This is a genomic window from Streptomyces javensis (genome assembly GCF_039525925.1).
Classification (GTDB): domain Bacteria; phylum Actinomycetota; class Actinomycetes; order Streptomycetales; family Streptomycetaceae; genus Streptomyces; species Streptomyces asiaticus.
In genome coordinates, this window is the sequence record NZ_BAAAIF010000047.1 from 1 (window position 1) to 21,944 (window position 21,944).

At 68.8% G+C, this 21,944-nt stretch carries 13 protein-coding genes and 2 pseudogenes; 4 read left to right on the forward strand and 11 right to left on the reverse strand.

Going from position 1 to position 21,944, the window contains the following annotated elements; translation table 11 throughout:
• Window positions 1-608: 608 nt before the first annotated feature.
• The 3 genes from ABD329_RS32260 to ABD329_RS32270 all read right to left on the reverse strand — a co-directional run bounded on the left by ABD329_RS32260 (window position 609) and on the right by ABD329_RS32270 (window position 3,270).
• Window positions 609-1,457: an SDR family NAD(P)-dependent oxidoreductase gene (locus ABD329_RS32260; RefSeq protein WP_198274786.1), complete on the reverse strand. Its 849-nt coding sequence runs from the start codon at window positions 1,455-1,457 to the stop codon at window positions 609-611.
• Window positions 1,454-2,083: a TetR/AcrR family transcriptional regulator gene (locus ABD329_RS32265; protein WP_198274787.1), complete on the reverse strand. Its 630-nt coding sequence runs from the start codon at window positions 2,081-2,083 to the stop codon at window positions 1,454-1,456. The genes ABD329_RS32260 and ABD329_RS32265 overlap by 4 nt, the downstream gene beginning before the upstream one ends.
• A 221-nt stretch (window positions 2,084-2,304) precedes the next feature.
• On the reverse strand, window positions 2,305-3,270 hold the full coding sequence (locus ABD329_RS32270) for a glycoside hydrolase family 6 protein (protein ID WP_198274788.1): 966 nt from the start codon (window positions 3,268-3,270) through the stop codon (window positions 2,305-2,307).
• A gap of 383 nt (window positions 3,271-3,653) precedes the next feature.
• Between ABD329_RS32270 and ABD329_RS48345 the strand changes: the two are divergent.
• Both ABD329_RS48345 and ABD329_RS32275 read left to right on the forward strand, forming a co-directional pair.
• Window positions 3,654-3,997: pseudogene (locus ABD329_RS48345) on the forward strand (substrate-binding domain-containing protein); the annotation flags it as partial.
• 317 nt (window positions 3,998-4,314) lie between these two features.
• Window positions 4,315-5,064 carry a FadR/GntR family transcriptional regulator gene (locus tag ABD329_RS32275; RefSeq protein WP_198274789.1) on the forward strand — a complete coding sequence of 250 codons (750 nt, stop codon included), beginning with the start codon at window positions 4,315-4,317 and terminating at the stop codon, window positions 5,062-5,064.
• Here the strand turns inward: ABD329_RS32275 and ABD329_RS32280 are convergent.
• From ABD329_RS32280 to ABD329_RS32300, 5 genes and pseudogenes are all read right to left on the reverse strand, one after another.
• The gene (locus tag ABD329_RS32280) at window positions 4,977-7,043 is read right to left on the reverse strand and encodes a right-handed parallel beta-helix repeat-containing protein (RefSeq protein WP_198274790.1); all 2,067 of its coding nucleotides are present in this window, start codon (window positions 7,041-7,043) and stop codon (window positions 4,977-4,979) included. The genes ABD329_RS32275 and ABD329_RS32280 overlap by 88 nt on opposite strands.
• Window positions 7,044-7,150: 107 nt before the next feature.
• Window positions 7,151-9,082 (reverse strand): DUF8034 domain-containing protein, encoded by a 1,932-nt coding sequence (locus ABD329_RS32285; protein ID WP_198274791.1) that lies wholly within the window; start codon window positions 9,080-9,082, stop codon window positions 7,151-7,153.
• A gap of 163 nt (window positions 9,083-9,245) precedes the next feature.
• Window positions 9,246-10,562: a glycoside hydrolase family 43 protein gene (locus ABD329_RS32290; RefSeq protein WP_309142586.1), complete on the reverse strand. Its 1,317-nt coding sequence runs from the start codon at window positions 10,560-10,562 to the stop codon at window positions 9,246-9,248.
• 128 nt (window positions 10,563-10,690) lie between these two features.
• Window positions 10,691-12,334 (reverse strand): glycoside hydrolase family 27 protein, encoded by a 1,644-nt coding sequence (locus tag ABD329_RS32295; RefSeq protein WP_425574406.1) that lies wholly within the window; start codon window positions 12,332-12,334, stop codon window positions 10,691-10,693.
• Between the two features lie 18 nt (window positions 12,335-12,352).
• Window positions 12,353-13,306 (reverse strand): annotated as a pseudogene (locus tag ABD329_RS32300) (arabinofuranosidase catalytic domain-containing protein); the annotation flags it as partial.
• Window positions 13,307-14,188: 882 nt separating this feature from the next.
• Between ABD329_RS32300 and ABD329_RS32305 the strand changes: the two are divergent.
• Entirely contained in the window at window positions 14,189-15,109 is a 921-nt protein-coding gene (locus ABD329_RS32305; protein ID WP_198274793.1) for an alpha/beta hydrolase, read from the forward strand.
• A 61-nt stretch (window positions 15,110-15,170) separates the two neighbouring features.
• Here the strand turns inward: ABD329_RS32305 and ABD329_RS32310 are convergent, their stop codons facing one another.
• The gene (locus ABD329_RS32310; RefSeq protein WP_425574407.1) at window positions 15,171-17,888 is read right to left on the reverse strand and encodes a family 78 glycoside hydrolase catalytic domain; all 2,718 of its coding nucleotides are present in this window, start codon (window positions 17,886-17,888) and stop codon (window positions 15,171-15,173) included.
• A gap of 686 nt (window positions 17,889-18,574) precedes the next feature.
• Between ABD329_RS32310 and ABD329_RS32315 the strand changes: the two genes are divergently transcribed.
• Complete coding sequence (locus ABD329_RS32315; protein WP_198274795.1) at window positions 18,575-19,504, forward strand: extracellular catalytic domain type 1 short-chain-length polyhydroxyalkanoate depolymerase; 930 nt, start codon at window positions 18,575-18,577, stop codon at window positions 19,502-19,504.
• A 617-nt stretch (window positions 19,505-20,121) separates the two neighbouring features.
• Here ABD329_RS32315 and ABD329_RS32325 read toward each other — a convergent pair.
• A complete protein-coding gene (locus ABD329_RS32325) occupies window positions 20,122-20,970 on the reverse strand; it encodes a carbohydrate ABC transporter permease (RefSeq protein ID WP_198274796.1) in 849 nt (282 codons plus the stop codon).
• Window positions 20,967-21,944: a carbohydrate ABC transporter permease gene (locus tag ABD329_RS32330; RefSeq protein ID WP_198274797.1), complete on the reverse strand. Its 978-nt coding sequence runs from the start codon at window positions 21,942-21,944 to the stop codon at window positions 20,967-20,969. The genes ABD329_RS32325 and ABD329_RS32330 overlap by 4 nt, the downstream gene beginning before the upstream one ends.

The following is a 21,944-nucleotide window of genomic DNA, read 5'->3' on the forward strand; positions in this document are numbered from 1 at the left end:
CCCAACTCCTCGGCCCGCACGGCGAGGTCCTCCACACCGGGGTGGGCGGCGACAATGACGCCCGTACGCATCAAGACCTCCAAGGCAGGGTGTGCGGATGGAACCGAACGTGCTCAGCGTCGCAATTTCCGGCGCGGGGCCGTTGCAAGTCGCGTGATCTCCTACCCTCTCAGGCCGGACGGCCGTGCCTGACGCAACGAAGCACCGCTGATGCCGATGACCTTCCCAAGTCCTCCTCCTGCGACGGAACTTCGATGTGGCGTCAGTCTGCCACGCCGTCATCCGTTCGTGAGTGTGGTGCTGATCGCGGCGTTCGCGGTGGTGGTCGGCGCCCGCTCGTACACGGCGATCGGGCAATGGGCCGCTGTGGCCGCTGGCCGCGATGGCCGACGACGGGCAGACGAACAGTCAGCTACGGGTGCCGGACAAGACCAACGCGGCCGCGGGCACGGGCGGCGTGAGTTGCGGGTCGTCAAGGCGCTGACCGTTCATGGGCTGGGGCCGGACCTCATGGGCAGAGGCGAACGAGGCCGGTCGGCCGGGAGCCGTCCGCCGTGGACGGTGAGCCGGGGGTTCCTGCCGTGGGTGTGCTGTGAGCGGTGCCGGGGTCAGTCGCCCGTCGTGAGGTGGCCGTTGACGAGCGCGAGGCTGCGGGCCCGCAGGGCCGCTCTGGCCTGTTCGTCGTAGGCCTGGCCGGTCGCGTGGGCGGGCCGGAGGCGGTCGAAGAACTGGCCGGTGGTGCCTTCCAGGGCAGGATCGAGAGCGAGTCGGCGGGTGGCTTCGGCCCCGGACTCCAGGGTGTCGGCGGTGACGCCGATTTCGGACAGGACGATCTTGGTCGGCATGTAGGTGCCGGGGTGCAGGCAGGTGGCGGTCAGTTCGGTGGGCGCGAACCGTCCGGCGAGGTCGAGGCAGTGCATGATCTGCGCGAGTTTGCTCTGGCCGTAGGCGCGTGTGCCCGAGTATGCGCGCTCGAGCATGAGGTCGTCGAAGTCGAGCGGGTGCTGGCCCAGGGACGAGACGTGGACGACGCGGGCGGCGTGCTGGGTGGTCGCGGAGGCCCGCAGGAGTGGGAGCAGGTTCTCGGTGAGGACGAAGGCGGCGAGGTAGTTCACCGCGAAGCGCAGCTCATGGCCGTCGTGGCTGGTACGGCGCTCGCGTCCGTCGGGCTCGCCGGAGCCGATGCCCGCGTTGTTCACCAGTACGTCGAGACGGTCGACGCTGCCGGCGATGGTGTCGGCCAGCCGGGCCGCCTGGGCGAGGTCGGACAGGTCGGCGGTCGCGGTGAGGGGTGCGGCGGCGCCGGTGCTTTCGACCTCGGTGGCGACCCGTTCGAGTTTGGCGGGGTCGCGGCCGTGCAGCACGAGGCGGACGTCGCGGTCGGCCGCGAGGCGCATGGCGAGGGCGCGGCCGAGGCCGTCGGTGGCGCCGGTGATCGCGATGGTCGTGGTGGTCATGCCGGTTCCTCCGGAGCGGGACTGCGGGTGAGGAGGTCGATGAGGGCGTCGGCGAGGGCATGGGGGGCCGTGTCGGCGGAGCCGGAATCGAGGGGCGGAGGTGCGGCGAGCACCTCGTACCAGAGGAGGCCGAAGACGATGCGGGCGTCGAGCGCAGGTGAACGGCCTGCCGGGAAGTCGCCGCGCTCGACGGCGCGGCCCGCCAGGACCTCGAAGGCGGCCCGGCGGCGGGCGAGGAACTGTTCACGGAAGCAGGCGCCGAATTCCGGGTCGATCTGCGCCTGGGCCATCAGCGTGCGCATCACGCGCATCACCGGCGGGTCCAGGCCCAGCGTGAAGGACCGGTCGAGGAACTGGCGCAGGTCTGCCGCGTAGCTGCCGTGGTCGTCGAGCCCGATCTGGACGTCGGCCTTGAGTACCAGCGCGTCGAGCAGTACGTCGGCCTTGGACGGCCACCAGCGATAGACGGTCTGCTTGCCGGTGCCTGCCCGCGCGGCGATCCCCTCCACCGTCAGGCCCTGATAGCCGGACTCGACCGTGAGCTCCCAGGCAGCGGTCAGGATCGCGGTGCGGCTGCTCTGGCTGCGCTTGCGGCCGGGTCGGACCGGCTCGGGTGCGGACGGCATGGTTCCGAGGCTACATGAATCGAACCGAGACGTAACGGTTCGCAATCGAGGCCGTGGGCGGTCGCGTCCCCGAACCCTGCCGCACCAACCCCTGCCGACGCCTCCGCGCCGCCCGTCGCCAACGGTGGACTCACCTACCCGAGTGGCGTCAAGGGCCCGCTGCCCGTCGTGGTGATGTCGCACGGCAGCGGGCTCAATGACATGAACCGAACCGTGGTGGATCAGTAGCCGTAGATCATCTTGTAGGCGGCCTCGGGGAGGAACTGTCCGGCCGAGGAACCGGCTCCGACGCCGCAATTGCCGTCGGACTCGCCCGGGACCTTGATCCACAAGAGCATCTCGGCGCCTCCGCCCAGCTGCGTGGGGGCGCCGATACGGCGGCCCGAGGGATTGCACCACTGGCCGTTGGAGCCGTTGCCGTTGCGGCTGGTGTCCACGACGAACGGCCTGGTGTAGCCGTAGCGGGCGTTGAGTTCACGGTTGACGGCGTTGCCGTAGGCGGTGTTCTCGGCCGTGGTGAAGTAGTTGGAGACGTTCAGGGAGAAGCCGTGGGCCTGTCGGAGGCCGGCTTCGTGGAGTCGCCGGGCCATGGTCGCCGGGTCCGCCCAGCCCGGGTTGCCGGCGTCGAGGTAGACCCAGGTGTTGGGGGCCTGACGGTTGAACTGGGCGAGGGCACCGGTGAGCATGCCCTCGCGTTCGTCGATCTGGGCCTGGGTCATGCAACCGTAGTCCCCGAGGGAGTCCGGTTCGAGGATGACGACGGCCGGGCGGTTGGCGATCCCGCCGGTGAACTGGGCGATCCAGGTCGCGTAGGCGGACGGCGAAGCGGCCCCGCCCGCGGAGTGCCCGCCGCAGTAGTCGCGGTTGTATATGTTGTAGGCGACGAGGATGGGCAGTTTGTCACCACTATCCGCGGCACCCACGTATGCGCCGGTGGCGGTGCCGATGGTGCCGCTCCAGGAGCCGAACCAGCGGGCCGTCGGGGTATTGGCGATGGAGGCGTTGATCGCGGGTGTACGGCCGTCGCCGGGGTTGGCGGCGACCCACCTCTTCGCGCTGGAGTCGGGGTCCACGTAGAACCCGTTGGTCATGGTGGTCGGGTCGGCCGCGTGGGCGGACGGTGCGATGGCGAGCGCCAGCGGTAGAGCGAAGAGCGCTGCCACCAGGGCGCGGAGTCTGTGGCGCATGACTGTACCTCGGTTTCCTGGCAGGGGTGCGTCGCACGCTCTCGGTCATGAGTGAGCGACGCGCTGAGGAAGTGCGGTGGTACGAGGCCCCGTTGTGCCTGACGACTCTCCGGCGGGGGCGACAGGGTGAAAGCCGCTGCGAGTATGGGAGCGCTCCCACTGGAAGCGCTCCCCATCGCGCTGAGAGCAATTGGGGTGTGGGGGTATCGTGTTGCGGGCTGGTGAAGCTGTCAAGGGTCGACGTACAACTCGCCCTTCACGGGGCGAGCACGCGGTGCGCCGGCAGCCGACGCTCGATGAGGTGACCGGTCTCCCGCTCCGCGGCTTCCCGCGCGGTCAACAACGCACCGCAGGTCAGCCGCGCCAAACGCGAGGCGGTCGAGCGGGTCAACGTCGGTGGGGCGCGCGAGGCGACCGCGTACCTGGTCTCGTGCGGCCGGACTCGCGTAACCGCGATCTGCGGGCGTCTGGACACCGGGGCCGGACGCGCCCGGTACCGCGGCCACCGGGATGCCGCGCTGGCGGGCGGCCTCGATCCGTTCCCGCCGCAGGAGGGGGACTTCACCGAGCCCGACGGAGCCGCCGCCATGGCCGCACTGCTGGCGAACACCCCGACATGGGCGGGGCGTTCGCCGCCAACGACAACATGGGCGCGGGAGCGCCGCGCGAGGCCGGCCGACTGGTGCCCGCCGCCACCGCAGTGGCCGGCTCCGGCGACTTGGCGATCCCGGCCCACAGCGGCGGGCTGGAACCACGGGGCGACGTCGTCCGCTTGACGTGTCGCGGTGTGGGCGTTGGTCAAGTGAGGGAGCGAGAGTGCAGCCGCCGTCGGGGATCTCGGGCCGTGACATGGGATGTGTTCATTCGAGCGCAGTCGAACGACCACACTATGGTTCGGGCGGCAGGACCGCACTTTCGCAGATGGAGGCCGAAGAGCACGGCCATCGACGAGTGAGGGTTCCCATGAAGGGCTTCCCGTCCCTTTTGGAACATGGGAGGTCCTGTTAGCGTGGCATGGGCGAGCAGGGAGTGTGGAGTCTGCCTATGTCATTGACCGACAAGGCAATCGCCCGCATCAGGGAGCTGATCCAGTCCGGTGAACTGCCGCCGGGTGCCAAGTTGCCGCCCGAGCAGCAGCTGGCCACGGAGCTCGGTCTGTCCAGGAACCTGATGCGTGAGGCGGTCAGAGCGCTTGTTGTCGCGCGGGTCCTGGATGTCAGGCGGGGCGACGGGACGTATGTGACGAGTCTGGAGCCCGCGCTGCTGCTCGAGGGGCTGGGCTCGGCGGTGGAACTGCTCCATGGTGACACCCTGCTGGAACTGACCGAAGTGCGCAGGCTCTTCGAGCCCATCGCCACGAGGCTTGCCGCCGCCCGGATCTCCGACGACGACCTCGTCGGCGTCAGGCACCACCTTGACGCGATGAGGGCCGCCCGCGACGATGTCGAGCTGCTCAACGAGCACGACGCCGCCTTCCACAGGGCGGTTGTCGCGGCCGCCGGGAACAGGACCCTGGCTACGCTGCTGGAGGGCATCTCCAGCCGCACCCTGCGCGGCCGGGTATGGCGCGGCATGGTCGACGACCATGCCGGTGACCGGACCATCGCCGAGCACGAGGCGATCTACGCCGCCCTGCTGCGCAGGGACTCCGCACTGGCCGAGGCCGCGGCGCTGATGCATGTGAGCACGACGGAGCAGTGGCTGCGTCAGCACCTGGAGCACGGCGAGAGCGCAAGCCGGCCGGGTCCGGCCGGCGACGAGACGTCGTGGCGGAGTGACGCCGTACGAGAATGACCGGCTTCGGCGCGCAGTCCGGGTTCGATGCCGGCCTGTTCCATGACCTGACGCGCCGCCGTGGGCCAGTTTGCGCCGCTCACCTTGACGTTGCCGCTCAGGACGTTGTTGTGCGGTGCGCCGGTCGCCACCTGGGTCGCGCCGGTGTTGTACCAGTTCTCCGAGAACGTGCTGTCATTGGTGTTATTGGTTCCGCTGGCGTTGGTGAAGGCCCACACGCCGGCGTCCTGGATCACGTTGTGCCGGAGTGCGAGGTAGCGGGACCCCTCGTCCAGGTAGAGGCCGACGGTGTTGTGGTTGTCGTAGATGTAGTTGCCCTCCATGACGGTTCCGGGGCTGGCCGACAGGTTGTACAGGCTCCCGCCGTCGTGGAAGACCTTCTTGGTGCCGTGGATCAGGTTGTAGCGGATGACGTTGTCCGAGAGCGTCGTCGGCGAGGTGTAGACCGGCTGGTAGTCGTACAGGCCGCGGTTCTTGTAGTCCGTGCTGCCGCCGGGGTCGTTGGCGCCCCAGCCCCAGCCGACGTCGATGCCGTCGTAGGCGAGATCGGAGACCTCGTTGTGCTCGATCGCCGCGTGGGTGACGTAGGTGGACAGGATGCCGGACATGTCCTTGTAGTCCTGGGCAACCTTGGTCACCAGGTTGTCCGTGATGGTGATGTCCTTGTTGGTCATCGCGGGGTTCGAGGGGTGGTGGGCGTCGGGCTGCACGCCGCCGGCCACGATGCCCGCGCCGGAGTCTTCGATGAAGGTGTTGGCGTGGACGGTGATTCCGGATGTGCCGAGGCCGACACCGGAGGCATGGGCGTTCGCGTCGTTGCCGATGCCCAGGGCCACCTGGCCCAGGTGGGTGAAGGTGTCCCCGGTGAAGGTGATCTCGGTTGCCGCCGAGACCTGCACGGCCGCCGGTATCTGGTGCCAGCCGTTGCGGGCGCCTTCGAACAGCCGGCAGCCGGACTGACAGGACGTGAGGAAGTCGGTGGGCTGGGGGTACGCGGACGGGATGAAGGCGCCGTTCTGCTGGTTGGCGTAACCGGTCGAGGTGCCCGGCCGGAGCCAGGTGGAGTGCTCGAAGCGGACACCCTCGATGGTGATGTTCCGGACCGGGTTGTCGTAGGTGCCTCCGATCTGTAGCAGCGAGGTGAGCTGCGGCAGTTCGATGTCGCTGTCGTCCGGGTCCTGGCCGGCGGGTGCTTTGTAGTAGAGGAGGCCCGCGTCCGGATCGAGGTACCACTGGCCCGCGGTCTTGAGGAAGGAGTAGGAGTTCTCCAGCAGGAGGGTGCCACCGGCGAAGGGTTTGGCGATGGTGTCGTAGCCCCAGTTGTTGTTGTTCCAGGCCGGCTGCTGCATGGTGATGGTGGTGCCGCTGATGCTCTGCACGGGCGCGTACCGGTCGGTGAAGGAGTTCTGGCTCTCCACTTCGATGCGGTTCTGCCGGGGCAGTGAGGCGAGGTAGTTCAGGGCGGGGTTGACGATGGTCAGCCCGGTCTGCGTCACCCTGACGTCGTTGCGCGAGATGGTGATCGAGGCGCGGGGTGCGAGGGTGCCGTCCACATAGAGCTGCCGTGAATCCTTGCCCTTCGGCACCTGTGCGACGTAGATGTTCGACGCCGCGTTCTGGAGTTGCCAGCCGGTCACCCGCCGGCCGCCGGACACGACGGGTGCTTCGCCGGGCTGCGCCCTCCAGGTGACGGTGTGGCCGTTGCGGCCCGAGTCGGCGCTGCTGAGCTTCCAGGGTTGGGTCAGGCGGTAGGTGCCGCCGGACAACTCCACGACCACGTCGGACGTGTCCGACAGGCCACGCGCGAGGCGCTGGGCCCGGGCGAGGGTGGCCAGGGGGTGGTCTGCTGTGCCCTGGTCGCGGTCGCTTCCCTCGGGGGCTACGACGATCGTGGCGACGCGGGCGACCGAGGCGTTCGCGGGAGCCGGGGTGAGGGCGGTGAGGGCGGTCGCGGCCGCGGCGAGGGCCGCGAGGGCCATTGCTGGATTTCGACGCATGTCTGGTCCCGGGGTTGAAGTGGTGGAGTCGGTCAGCGACGGCCGGTCCGTACCGTGGGCGTGGGGTGGGGCGAGTGGATCAGGCGCGTTCATGACGTCACACCGTGGTCGCGCCCGCCGAACGGCGTCCGGTAGGACGGCGGCCGGGTGCGCAGGTCGAGCTGGAGTGTCAGACGGATCCGGGTGGAAGGGGGCAGGTCCACCTGTAGCCAGGGGGCGTCGGCCCGGCTGGTGGCGGACGTGACGGCGGGTCGGCCGTGGCCGTAGTCGTACAGGTCGCCGATCCAGGCGGGGTCCTCGCAGACGGTGTGGTGGACAGTTCGGATGGTGTGTTCGGCGAAGGCTCCGGCCTGCACGATCACCGATCGCGGGGCTCGGGGATCGAGGTTGACCAAGTCGACGACGGTGGCCTCCGGATCGATGCGCGAGACCAGGGCCGCCACCGAAGGGGGCAGGCCCGGGCGTGCGGCGGTGGCGTCGTAGTACCGCACTCGTGCCTGCTGGAGGCCGCCGTTGTAGACGACTTGTGGCGCGCCCCAGGTCAGCTGTACCAGGGCCTCGGTGACGACCGGGTTCGACTGCTGCCACAGGTGGATGTCGGCTTCGGGCACGTCGGTGCCGCGGAAGCGTTCCATACGGGCCAGCCGGTGGCGGACCTGGGCCTGCGCGGCGGCCAGAATCCGCTCCGGATAGGAGGGGTCGTCGCCGCTGAGGAAGGCGAACCAGGGCTCCTCGTGTCCGGCCTCCTCCTTGCTCCGGAAGGGGCGCACCGTGCGCCAGTCGTAGCCGCTGGCGGAACGGAGCCGTTCGAGGCGTTCCCTGTCCGCGGCCGAGGCGGAGTGGTGCCACAGGGCCATCGGGACAGCCATCAGCATCGGGTTGTAGTCGAACCAGCCCCGGTCCGCGTGCCGGAACGGCACATGCAGCGTGGGGGTGACCACGTCCTCGCCCAGTTGGACGGTCCATTTGGACCGTAGGCTGGAGTCCGAGTCCATGAAGGCCATGACCTTGCCCTGGGCGATGATCTCGTCCAGGGCGGGACGCACGAGGTCCAGGCAGGAGTCGTCGCCCGTGGCTGCCGCCCCGGCCAGGGCGGCGATGATCGCGGCATGCCCGACGCTGTACCACCCGTGTGGCCAGGACCAGCCGTAGTGACCGCCGTACCAGCGGCCCTCCAGCAGGCCGCCCACCGTGCCGTCGGGGGCGACGTTGTCCGGCAGGACGCCGCCGCGGGCAGCCGCCCGCTCCCGCCAGGCACCCACGTACGTGGCGATCCAATCGCGGTAGCGGTCCTCCCCGGTGAGGATCCAGGCGTTGAGGACCAGTCCGGTCACTGCCAGATTGACCGCGGTGTCTCCCGCGCCCATCCTGCGGCGCATCTCCTCGCCCAGCCGCGGGTCACCGGCCGGTGGCGGTGTCTCGGACCCCGCCTCCAGCGTCCACTCCAGGGGGAAGCCGTACATCCGGGCTTCCTGGGCAAGCCAGGGATACGCGTCGCCGTCGAACAGCCCCTCGCGGCGCGGGTCGCTGCCGTTGTGCGGCCGGCGGACAATGCGGTGTGCGGGATCGTAATTGCCGTGCCCGGGGTCCACGTACAGCTCCGCGAAGCGGCGCGCCCGCCGGGCGAAGCGCTCGGGAGCGGCCATGCACAGGAAGTAGAATGGCAGCATGCTCTCGCCCTGGTGGAACCAGTCGTAGCCCCGTTCGAACTCGTCCTGGAGCATGCCCAGCTCGGTCAGCTGCCGGGTGACTCCTTCCCAGTGCCGTTCGGAGGCCGTGAGGAGATCGCTGTGCCCGCCGAGCAGATAGAGCTGCGGCCAGTTGAAGAAGGCCTCGTAGAAGTCGTCCGCGCCGTCGCGGGAACTCAGCCGGCTGCGGTACCTCAGCCGCCCGTCGCCCTCCGTGAAGTCCGTTGCGAACCGGCGCCAGGCGTCGTCGAGCAGGTCGAAGAGCGCCCGCTGCGCGGTGGCCCAGCCCGGTGGCTCCAGCAATGGCACCGAGGCTGTGATGACGGGGCGCATCGGATCTCCGTTCAGGCCAGGCGGCACCCGGACACGGCGTGCGCGCGGGCGACGGCGCCAACGCGCTGTTTCCTCCTTCGAGCCGTGCTCCGCCCGCGGCACCCTGCGAGGGAAGATGCCGCTCGGCGTCCGCACCTACGGCGCGAGCCGTAGGAACCCCCCCTCATTTACGAGGGGCCCCGACCGGCCGCCCCGGCGGGGCAGTGGGGGCGCCGGCGGTGAACCGCCACCAGTCCGCGTTGACCAGGTAGCCGCTGCCGCCCACAAACCGCAGGTACAGGTCCTGGGTGCCCGTGGCGCCGCCGACCGGGCAGGACACCGTCGTCCAGGTCTGCCAGCCGCCGGTGTTCGGCACGCCGCACCGGCCCACGACCGTTCCATTGGGGCCGCCCAGACGCAGTTCGATGGTGCTGCCGCCGGTCGCCGAGGCCACGCGTGCGGTGAAGGAGGACGGGCCCGTGCCGAAAGCGACACCCTTGACCTTGATGTAGTCGCCGTTCTCGGTGTACCCGACGTTCATGCCTCCCTCGCTGGACGGCTCGGTCTCGATCCCGGATTCCCAGGCGATCGTTTCGGCCTCCTGACGGATGTACGGGTCGAGCGTGCCGACCTGGGGCGCCCCCGTACTGGTCATGTTGATCGTCGGGATCGTGCCGTCGGGGTTGTAGGAGAACTTCTCCACGCCGACCGAGCGGGTGTAGCCGCTCCCGCCCGGAAGTGCGCCGTTGTGGTAGAAGAAATATGAATTGCCTTTGAAGTCGACGATGCCCGGGTGGTTGGTGAAGCTGGAGCCCTGCGTGGGCATGATCGTTCCGCGGTAGGTCCACGGTCCGGTCGGGCCGGGGGCGGTGGAGTAGGCGATGAACTCCGAGCAGCACTTGGCGGCGTACACGATGTAGTACAGGCCGCCTCGTTTGTAGACCCAGGGCCCTTCCTCGAACAGCGTGGGCCGGTTGGGATCACCGGTGCGAGTGCCGAAGCCCGCCGTGGTGAGCGGGATCTTGGCCGGGCTGCCGGAGTAGGAAATCATGTCGGCGTTCAGCCTGACGTACCACAGGTTCGGGTTGCCCCAGTACAGATACGCCTGTCCGTCGTCGTCGATGAAGACGGTCGGGTCGATCTCGCCGTTTCCCACCAGCGGGTGGCCGAGGGCGTCGCGGAACGGTCCGGTGGGGCTGTCCGACACCGCCACGCCGATGGCCATGCGGCCGGTCGCGCGCTCCGTTGTCGGCACGTACCAGTAGAACTTTCCGTTGCGGCCCACGACCTGGCCCGCCCACGCGTTGGCGGACGCCCAGCTGAAGGAGGCCACGCTGAGCGGAGAGCCGTGGTCGGTCCAGTTGACCATGTCGGCGGAGGACCACACCCGCCACTCCTTCATGGTGTAGTTGGTCGAGTTGTCCTCGTCGTGTCCGGTGTAGAGGTAGACGCGGCCGTCATGGACCAGAGGCGCGGGGTCGGCCGTGTAGACGTGCTGCACGATCGGGTTGTCCGCCCTGGCCTCCGTGGGATGTACCGCTGCGGGTGCGAGGACGAAGGCCAGCAGGAGACTGGCCGCCCAGGCGACCGCTCGCGTGAGTCTCGTACGAGTGGGTTGTGGTCGCCTTCTCATGTGCGGCTCCACCGCTGGTTGCCCTGACCGTTGCAGGTCCACAGGATCAGCGGGGTTCCGTTGGCGGTGCCGGCGTTGTCGACATCCAGGCACAGGTCGGCGTGGACGTTGCGGATGGAACCGTTCGCGTCGAGTGTCCATTTCTGGTTGTCCTGTCCGTTGCAGGGCCAGGTGATGATGCGGGTGCCGTTGGCGGTGCCCTGGTCATAGGCGTCCAGGCACTTGTCGCCGAAGACGCGTATCTCGCCGCCGGTCCAGGTGGTCCACAGCTGGTCGGCGGCCGTGTGGCAGTCCCGGATCAGCACCCTCGCCCCGGCCGCGGTCGAGGCGTTCTCCACGCCCAGGCAACGGCCGGACCCGTCACCGCGCAGCCGGGACGTGGTGGCGGCCAGGGGAGTGCCGCCGGTCACCCGGAACGCGGCGACGCCGTGTGCGGGCACACTCGCCGAGACCTGTCCGGTCGTGCTCGATGTGCCGCCGGTCCACAGGTCGGTGAGGGTGAACGACCCGCCGGACAGGCCGATCTGTGCCGCCGTGGCGGTGACGGTCGCCGTGCCGTTCCCCCGGTTGAACAGGCCCACGGCGACCGAGCCGTCGGACAGGGGCTTGGCGAACACCTCGGTGTCTCCGTCGTCGCGCACCCTGCGCCCGCCCGCGCCCAGCGGGTCCTGGTTCACCGCCAGCAGCCGCGGGTTGCGCAGGACCGCGCTCACATCGGCCGACATGGTGCGGATGTCGTTGCCCGCCATGAGCGGCGCGGCCATCAGCGCCCACAGGGCGAAGTGGGAGCGGGACTCGGTCAGCGACAGCCCGGGGCGGCCGACGACGAGCATGTCGGGGTCGTTCCAGTGGCCCGGACCCGACTGCGCGGCCAGCGGCGCGGTGACGTCCACGACGTTGCCCACGCCCATCGGATAGCTGTTGGTGTTGCCGTTCTGCCAGATGTCGAGCAGGTCCTCGGTCGTCCGCCACAGGTCGGCGACGTCGCCCCAGTTGTATGTGTCGCCGGTGATGGCGTGGTAGCTGTTCGGGTTGATGCTGTAGACGATCGGGCGCCCGGTCGCGCGCAGTGCGTCGCGCATGAGCGTGAACCGCGCGACCTGCTCGTCCCGGGTACCGGCGGAGGAGCACCAGTCGTATTTGAGGTAGTCCACACCCCATGAGGCGAACGTGCGAGCGTCCTGGGTCTCATGCCCCTTGCTGCCGGTGGACCCCGGGTAACTGCCCCCGCCCTGGGCGCACGTGCGCTCGTTGGGCACCTGGTAGATGCCGAACTTCAGGCCCTTCCCGTGGATGTAGTCCCCGAGCGCCTTCATTCCGCTCGGGAATTTTGTCGGGTTGGCCCGCAAGTTGCCCGCGGTGTCGCGTTGCGGGTCGAACCAGCAGTCGTCGACCACCACGTATCGGTAACCGGCGTCCCGCATACCCGAGGAGACCATCGCGTCCGCGGCCTGACGCACCTGTGCCTCGGTGACCCCGCACCCGAAGCTGTTCCAGCTGTTCCAGCCCAGTGGCGGGGTGAGCGCCGGACTGCCCGGGGCCGCCTGGGCGGCCGAGTGGGCCGAGGCCGTGGTGAAGACGGTGCCGATCAGCGCGGCAGCCGTGAGGAAGCGGAGTAATCGTCCGCCTGGTTTCAACACGAGATGGTTCCTTCCCGGTCAGCGGTAGCCGGCCGCGGTGATATTGGCCTGCACGGCGTTCTCCGTCTGGTCGGAGGGGTAGCCGGAGACCATGGCTCCCTCGTAGAACGTGCCCGCGCTGAGGTTGGTGTTGCCGTTGCAGCAGTCACCGCCGCTGCCCAGGATGATGGCCCCCTGCTTCTTCATGGGGTTGTAGCCACCGGGGAGGGAGCCGGCGTACAGCGTGGTCAGACCCCCGGACTGCGCATTGCTGCCCTTGATCGCGAACCGGGTCGTCCCGTTGTTCTTCAGTGTGGCGGTGACGAACTTGCTGGTGAAGGCCCTCTGGTTCGGGTTCCAGGACTGGCTGCCCCCGGAGTACAGGCCCCATTCGAGGTCTGCCTGGACCCATGGGCCCCTCCCCGCACACCCGCCGAACCAGCACTGCGTGCTGAAGTTGATCGCGTCCATGGCTCCGGGGCCGTCGGCCTTGCGGGTGATCTCGCTGTTGCCGTAGTCGAAGCAGCAGCCGCCGTTGACGTGCGTGCCACTGGTTACCATGTACATGCCCTCGGGCGCGCTGCCGGTGGGGACGCCCGTCGTGTGGCCGTCGCGCCAGTAGCTGTTCCTGGGGTTGATGTACAGCGAGTAGGCCCTGTTTCCCCCGACTGTCAGGGATTCACTCGTCGCGTTCGCGGCGGTGTCGGAGCCACCGACTCCGCCCGGCCCCTGGTAGCCCAGGTTGTTGCCGTGCCCGGACTGGTCGTAGACCCAGGTGATGACGCATGAGGTACCCGCGCAGAACGAGTCCTGGGCGGCGGCGTCGGCGACGCCGCCCGCCGTCAGGGCGCCGATGTCCCGGGTCGCGTTGTCGGACGAGCGCCTGACTTGGTACAGCTTGCCGGTGTACGAGCCATAGAGCGCCCGCACCGTGCTGTGCGCGGCCACACAAGGCGTGCCGCCCGACGCGTAGATGTCACAGGGGCCGGTTCCGGCGGCGGACGCCGGTGCCGGTCGGCCGAACACCGCCACCAGTACCGCGATCAACATCAGCGCCGAGCCCGTGGCCAAGGCGGCGGGCGAACGCCGTCCGCGGGACACGCCGCCCGGCACGGAAACCCATGAAGACAGCACCGTCTCCTCCTGTAGGTCATCGTGGACATGACATGCCGCAGGGGCGCCGTATGTCCACCGGATGTCGCAGGGGCGGTTCATTGTTCGATATTTCGAATCACTGTCGAAGCATCGGACAGAGATGGATGATAGGGAAGCGCTGAAAACTGTCAATACCCCGCACCGGACCGGCTCGGTGATCGCGACGAAACCGCAGTCCGGAGGTGGTCCCGCAAGGCGAAATCATCGGCGACATGTGATGTTTGACCTCCTCCCGCCGCCATGTCGCAGAGTCGTCGTTCCGAACGTCGCCACAGACCCCTGGATCGTTCGACGTCAGGCCTCTTGACAGCTCCCAAGATCCCATGGGACCCCTAGAGAGACATGGGATGTATCGGCGCCCCATGCTGCCCGTCCCGTATGTGCGCTCCCCGCCTCCGCACCGGGTGGCTGGACCCGCTCGCGATCCCGCTTGCGACGCTCCTCCTCCAGATCGACCACGGCAGTACTGGCACCATCCGTACCGGTTAGCCGACCACATGGAGCCTTCCATGCATCCAGGATGCCGACCGCGTTCGCGATACGTTCGCGCCGCGGTAACTCTCCTGCTCGGCTTGACAGTGGCGCTGTCAGCCGCTCCTGCCGAGGCCGGTCCCACCAGCAGCGACCCCGGCCCCTGAGCAACTTCCGCGAGATCCCCCCTCACGCCGGCGCACGGCGCCTGCGTGCCCCGCTCACCCCTACGACAACAAGGAGTCACCCATGTCGATGCGACGGCGTACCTTACTGGGCTTCGGCGCGGCCGCGGCGACGGGCGTGGGCATGTCCCTGCTCGGGAGCAGCGCGGCCGCCGGCGCCCTGTCACCACGGATGGCCTCACCGCGGCAGGCACCCACCGCGCAGTTCGCCATCGGCGTGCGGCAGTTCTTCTGGTCGCGCGGTAACCGCCAACTGAACACGAAGATCTTCTACCCGGCCGCCGGCACCGCGGGCGGCAACCCCATCCCGAACGCGCCCATCGCGAACGGCGTCTTCCCCATCGCCGAATGGAGCCACGGCATGGGGTGCAACTCCGACTGCTACTCCTCCCAGACCCACGATCTGGCCGCCGCGGGCTTCATCTGCCCCGCCCCCTCGTTCTCCGACAACACCAACATCGGCAGCGTCTACAACGGCAACTGGTCGAAGGACGTCTCCGAGGTCCTCACCCGGACACTGGCGCTCAACAGCACCACGGGCGACCCGTTCGCCGGGCACATGGACACCCGGGTCGGTGTCGGTGTGTCAGGTCACTCGATGGGCGGGATGACCACCCACGGCCTGCTCACCGCCTGGCCGGACAACCGCATCGCCGCCGCTGTCCCGGTCGCCTGCGTGGACATGGGCAACCCCGCCGGACTCCACGCCAATGTGCTGTTCATCCACGGTGACCATGACCCGACCTGCGACTACAACTCGGCGCGCGCCGCGTACGCGGAGCTTCCGTCGCCCAAGGCGTTCCTCACTCACGTCGGGGCCGACCACGGCCAGTACCTGACCCCGGACTACCGGTACTACGCCCAGACCAAGAACACCTTCCTGGACTGGTTCCGCTGGAGCCTGTACGGCGACACCGCTGCCCGCGACCGCCTGCGGAGCGACGCCACCAGCAACGGCACTTCCTGGCAAGCGGCCCTCACCTAGTGAGTCAGCCTTGAGGTCGCCCGTCGCCACTTGAGGCGTTTTCCGTTTCAGGTCACGGCTCTCAATGGGCTCGGACAGTGAACACCCAGGTCCCGGAGCCGACTCGGTACGAGACCGCTTGGTCGGTGACCTGTGTCCTCCTCGCTCCGGCGGGGGCTTGGACGCGGTGGTCCTCGTCGGTCAGAGGTACCCGTACCACCGCGCGGCTGTTGGCCGGGATGGTGACGGTCAGCCGCAAGGTGCCCCGGGTCTTCTTCCAACTGCTGGCGACGCGGCCACGCACCGTCTCCTGCGCGGCGGACACCTGGTCGAGGGAGCCGGGGATCCGCGGCTCGACCGCGATGTCGCGGTAGCCGGGCTCGGTGGGCCTGATCCCCGCGAGAACGGTGTAGAACGAGGTGTTGATACCGGCGAACATCGCGTGGTCATGGGTTTCCATCGAGGAGCGGTAGAGCCACTGCTCCCAGGTGGTCGTGGCCCCGTTGGCGAGCTGGAAGCCGAAGCCGGGATAGGTGCGTTGGTGGAGCATGGTCATCGCCAGGTCGACCCTCCCGGTGCGGGCCAGCGCGTCGACCAGGTAGCGGGTGCCGAAGATGCCGGTGTCCAGGTGGCCGTCGTCGTGCTCGACGATGGTTCGGGCGAGTTGGTCGCCGACGTCGTCGACCTTGTCGGCGGGCACCAGCCCGAACGCCAGCGGGAGGACGCTGGTCACCTGGCGTCCGCTGCCGTACGTATCACCGGCTTCGTTGAGGAAGTGCGCGTTGAACGCGTCCTTGACGCGGCCTGCCAGGGACGCGAAGTGGCGCGCGTCCTGCCGGTGCCCGAGCACGTCCGCCGCCTTCGCCGTGGCCCGGGCCTGCTGGTAGGAGAGGGCGGTGTTGACCAGGGAGACCTCACTGAAGCAGTCCCCGGCCGTCGGGCTGCCCATGCCGTCGTTGGCCTGCGGCCCGTGATCGGGCGGGCACCAGTCGCCGAAGCCCTTGTCCGCGGGCCAGATGAGCCCGGGCACCTCGGTGGCGTTGCGGTCCACGAACCGTTTCATGTCCGGATAGGCCGTCTCCAGCGCGTTCCGGTCGCGGTACTGCTCGTACAGGGTCCAGGCCAAGGTGACCTGACCGCCGGCCATGTCGGGGTATTGCGCCTTGACGTCGTCGGAGGGCAGCGCCGTGCCCGGCGGCAGGTCGCCCAGATACTTCGCGTAGAAACCCCCCATGCCGAATTCGCGCGTCGCGGCGTCCCGGTAGGCCTGGACGTCCATGGCCGGAGGGGTGCGCTCGTCGCGGACCGGGGTATCGGTGGGCGTGCTCATGGAGTTGTTGAGGACGCTCCAGCGGTTGTTGCGCCAGATGCGGTTGAGAACCTCGCTGGAGGAGCTGAAGGCGCCGGTCGACGGCACATCCGCGTGGACGACGCGTGCGCGCACGTCCCCGAGGCCCGCCGTCCCGGGGAAGCCGGTGACCTCCAGATAGCGGAAGCCGTGGTAGGTGAAGCGCGGTTCATAGGTCTCGCGACGGCCGGTACCCGCGAGGGTGAAGGTGTCGGTCGCCGCGGCATCCCGATTGGTGGCGGCGTCCAGCGTGCCGTCGGCGTTGAGCTCCTCGGCCGTACGCAGGGTGATGCGCGTGCCGGCCGCTCCCTTGGCGCTCAGGCGTGCCCAGCCGGCGATGTTCTGGCCGAAGTCGTAGACGTGGGTGCCCGGTCGGGGCTCGGACACCTTCCTCGGCCTCAGGGTGTCCGTCACCCGGACCGGCGGCATGGTGTTGGACCGCAGTGAGCCCTGCGGGGCGTCGACCACCGACACGCTTTCCCAGGAACGGCCGTCGAAGCCGGACTCGTCCCAGCCATCCTGCTCCTTCCGGGCGTCGTAGGACTCGCCGTCGTACAGATCATCCGCGGTGATCGGCCCGGTGGACCACTTCCAGGACGGGTCGGTGGTGAGGCGACGCCGGGTGCCGTCGGTGAAGGTGACGTCCAGCAGCGCGATCGCCTGCCGCTGACCATTCCAACGGAAGCCGTACCGGCTGAAGTTCTCCCCGTAGCCGTGGCCCAGCCAGAGCCCCACGGCGTTGCCACCCTTGCGCAGTGCCTTGGTCACGTCGTACGTGTCGTACAGCACCCGCCGGTCGTAGGGCGTGTTCGCCGGTGCGAGGACGCGGTCGCCGACCTTCGCGCCGTTGAGGCGCAGCTCGTGGAAGCCGAGACCGGCCACGTAGGCCCGCGCTCCGGCCACCTCCTTGTCCAGCGAGAACTCCTTGCGCAGCAGGGGAGCCCCGGCCTGTGGATCAGATGGCCCGATCCACCGCGCGCCCTCCCAGTCCTCGGGCGCGCGCAGCGCCGTCTCCCAGGAGGATGGGGCGCTCCACGCCGACGCTCTGCCGTGCTCGTCCCAGACGCGCACCTTCCAGTGGTAGCGCGTGCGTGGGCTGAGCCGCTGACCGCCGTACGGCACCCCTGCGGACTCGTCGGAGTGTCGTTTGCCGCTGTCCCAGACGGTGCCCTGGTTGTGCGCCAATCGCTCGGCGGACGTGGAGACCAGGACCTGGTAGGCCGTCTGCATGGCGTTGCGCGACTCGGTGTCCAGCTTCCAACCCAGCAGAGGGCGAGCAGCGTCGACTCCGAGCGGTCCGGCCCGGCCATCGACGGTGGCGCCACTGACGTGGAGTCCGCTGTCGGCGACGGCAGTTGGGCTGCCGGTGACCAGCGCCGTGGCCAGGAGTGCGGCGGCACCAAGAGGCGCGAGCACACGTCGGGCAGATGCGAGTCTGCTGCGTCCGCACACGTTGAGGACCTTTCGCAGGGGGCTCGGCCAGGTGCCGTCGGCAGGGCGGCTAAAACGATTCAACCAGTGCTGGTTATAGCAGTGCCGACCCGGCGCGGCTAGTGCTCCCGCTACAGCTCGCCATTGCCCGTTCGAGGGTGCGCTTTTGTGCGATGAGCTGACTGGCCATCACATGGCGAAGAGGAAGGTGCGGGCGCCGGGCGACCGGACTGCTGAACGGTGGGCATGGTGGGCGGCTCATCGAGCGCGTCAATGACCGGCGCCATCGGATGCTTCCGGAAATTACCGGTCGCTGTTCGTTCCTGTGTGGATGGCTGATACCGGATTGCGTAGCTGACCTGAGAGCTGTTGGGCCGTGGTGGAAATGGGTATCGACTCGCCGGGGGAGTCGCGGCCAGTGAAAAGGATCTAGGAACGTTCCGAAAGTTTTCAGACGGTGTTCGGCGTCCCCGGTGGCCAGCGCGTTCGGTGGCGGGCGGGCGGACCTGTGGGGGGCGCCCGTCATCGTGACGTGGGGAATCGCGATGGGCGAGCAGGGGCGAGTTTCGGACGCCGAGCGGGAAGTGTGCCGGTCTCGGGAGTTCCCGGGAGCGCCTTCAGCCAATATGGGGCGGAATGTTGTCGGCTGTCATGGCCATGCCTAACCTCGTGAGCGAATCTCGTGATCACCAGGAGGTGGTTGCACCATGACCGCAATCAGAACCGTGCTGGCGGCTGTCGCCGGCGTCTTGACACTTCTCGTCTCTGGACTCGTTTTCGCGCCGCAGGCAACGGCGGCTTCGCTCGTGGAGGTGACCGGCTTCGGCAGCAACCCGGGCAACCTGCGCATGCATGTGTACGTGCCGGACTCCCGCCCGGCCAAGCCGGCGATCGTGGTCGCCATGCACGGCTGTGGCGGCTCGGGGCCGGGGTTCTACCAGAGCAGCGAGTTCGCGTCGCTGGCCGACCAGCGCGGCTTCGTCGTCATCTACCCGACCGCCACGAAGCAGACGGCGATGAGCAACTGCTTCGACGTGTGGTCCGATGCCTCCAAACACCACAACGGCGGCAGCGACCCGGCCTCGGTCATTTCCATGGTGTCTTATGTGGAACAGCACTACAACGGCGACCCGCAGCGGGTCTTCGTCACCGGCAGCTCGTCCGGCGGCATGGAGACCACCGCGCTGCTGGCCGACTACCCGGACGTCTTCAAGGCCGGCTCGGCGTTCATGGGCGTCCCCTTCGGTTGCTTCGCGAACGAGGCCGACTTCCCGCCGTGGACGAGCAAGTGCGTGGGCGGGAACATGCACAAGACGGCACAGGAGTGGGGCAACCTGGTCCGGCAGGCGTACCCGGGCTACTCCGGCACCCGTCCTCGCGTGCAGCTTTGGCACGGCACCAACGACACACTCGTGCCTTTCCAGCTCATGCAGGAAGAGACCAAGCAGTGGACGGATGTCTTCGGACTGAGCCAGACGCCGACCTCGACGGACCAGCCGCAGCCGAGCTGGACGCGGCAGCGCTTCGCCGGGACCGACGGCGCCGTGCGGCTGGAGGCCATCAGCGTCTCCGGGGCCGGGCACCAACTGCCGATGGGCGGCATGGCCGCGGCAGCCGTGCAGTTCTTCGGCCTCTGAGCCTGGTGTGCGACCTCGGCGGTTCGCCTGACCCGCTGATGTCGAGACCTTCCTGAGGCAGTCGGCCGCGCCGACGGGCGCCCGGCTCCCCGCGCCTGCCGTCGCGGTGAGTTCACGGAGCGCCGGCGTTGCAGCCGACGGTAGACCTCGGAGACTTCCGTGCGCCCCGGCGGTTCGGGCGACCGTCGGCGCAGCCGGGCCGGAGCCCAGCCGTGTACGGGTGGTTTGACGAAGTTGGAGAGGACCTCGGAGTGGGTCACCGAGTCGGGCGGCGACCCGCTCTCGTCCTGTGGGTCGAACGGCAGCAAGAACTGGTCCCAGGCCAGCTCGGGCGCCCCGGGCGCCAGGGCGAGGGCATCGCGAGGTCCGGTCGCCGCTGCCCAAAGCCTGGCCGCCCAAGACCTCGGCGTCGGCGCCGGACAGCGCAGTGATCCGGTATCGGCGCCCGGTCACAGGCCGGGCGCCGTCTCGACACGGGTGACGGCCCGGTTGTCCGTTGCGGGGTCGAAGGGGAGGAGCCGCAGGACGCCCGCATGCCGTTCGAGCGGCGGTCATGGGGAGGCCACTCGTGAGGCCACTCGTTTCTTCAGCGGGGATCACGGGCGATCGGCGCGGGGTCAGTCCTTCATCGCGCCGGCGGTCACGCCGGCGGCGACGTAACGCTGGGCGAGGACGAGGATGACCGTCGCCGGCAGCGAAGCCACGACGGCGGTGGCCATGATGGCGTTCCACTCCTGATTGTTGTTCCCGATGTAGTGGTAGATGCCGAGGGTGATCGGCTCGTGACTGCCGCCGCCTGCGAGGGTGCTGGCGAAGACGAAGTCGGACCAGGACCACAGGAAGGCGAACAGCGACACGGTGACGACGGCGTTGCGGCTCATGGGCAGCACGATCGACCGGAAGGTGCGCAGCGGGCCGGCTCCGTCGGTCTTCGCGGCCTGGAGCAGCTCCTCGGGGATGCCGGACATGAACGCGGTGAGGATCAGGACCGCGAACGGGACGGCCAGGGTCGAGTCCGCGACGATCAGGCCGGGCACCGACTGGAGCAAGCCGAGGCTGAGGTAGATGGCGTAGAAGCCCATCGCCATGACGATGCCGGGGATCATCTGGGCGATCAGGAAGAGGAAGTTGAGCACGCTGCCGCCGCGCGGGCGTAGTTTGGCGAGCGCGTAGCCCGCGGGTGCGGCCAGCGCCACGGTGAGGACGACGGTGCCCAGACCGATGGCCAGACTGGTGCCGAGGTAGGGCAGCTGCTGGTCCAGGACGGCCCGGTAGCCCCTTAGCGTGCCGTGCACGGGGAACAGGTCCGGCGGTCTTTTGCGCATGTCCTGGTCGCGGGTGAAGGACACATTCAGCATCCAGTAGACCGGGAAGAGCATGACGCCGGTGAGGAGGAGGCCCGTGGCCGTCTTCCACCAAGTGGTGCGTATCCGGCGCGGGCGGGGTGGGGGCGTGGTGGTTGTCATGAGGCGTACTGCTTTCGCTGGACCCTCAGGTGCACCAGGCCGAACACGACAGCGGCGGCGACGAGCAGGTTACCGACGGCCGCGCCGGGACCGAACGCGGGCACCAGGTTGCCGAAGCCGAGCCGGTAGGACCAGGTGGCGAAGGTGGTGGACGAGTCCGCCGGGCCGCCCTTGGACATGATCCAGATGATGTCGAAGACCTTGAGCGTATAGATCAGGCCCAGCAGGAGGGTGATGGCGGACACCGGGCGCAGTAGCGGCAGGGTGATGCTCCAGAAGCGTCGCCAGGCGCCCGCGCCGTCGAGGGCGGCAGCCTCGTACAGGCTGGAGGGAATCGATTGCAGCCCGCTGTGGAGCACGACGAGGTTGAACGGGACGCCGATCCAGATGTTCGCGATGATCACCGAGGTGAGCGACCAGGACGGAGAGGTCAGCCAGTTCACCGAGTCGACGCCGACGGCGTTCAGGACGGCGTTGACGATGCCCGAGTCGCTGTTGAGCATCCACGACCAGGTGGAGGCCGACACGATCAGCGGCAGCAGCCACGGCACGAGGAACAGGGCACGCAGGGTCGTGGAGAGCCGGAAGTGCTGGTTGAAGAAGACCGCGAGGGCCAGACCGATGGCGTACTGGAAGAACAGGCAGACAGCGGTGAACATCACGGTGTGGGCGAGCGCCGGTGCGAACGTCGGGTCGTCGAATACGGTCTGGTAGTTGGCGAGACCGGTGAAGGGCGCGCCTCCTTGGACGAAGGAACGGACAGTGTAGTCGCGCAGGCTCAGGTCGAGATTCCGGTAGAGCGGATAGGCGTAGAAGAGGATGAGGTAGAGGGTCACCGGGGCGAGGAAGCCCCAGGCGGTCCAGTGCCGCGAGTGGGCGTGGTGCCGTGGTGACGTACGGTCCGGCGCGGTGGTGGCCGCCTCGTCCCGGTCGGGCACAGCCCGGCGGTCCGGCAGGTGTGTCGTACGGCTCAT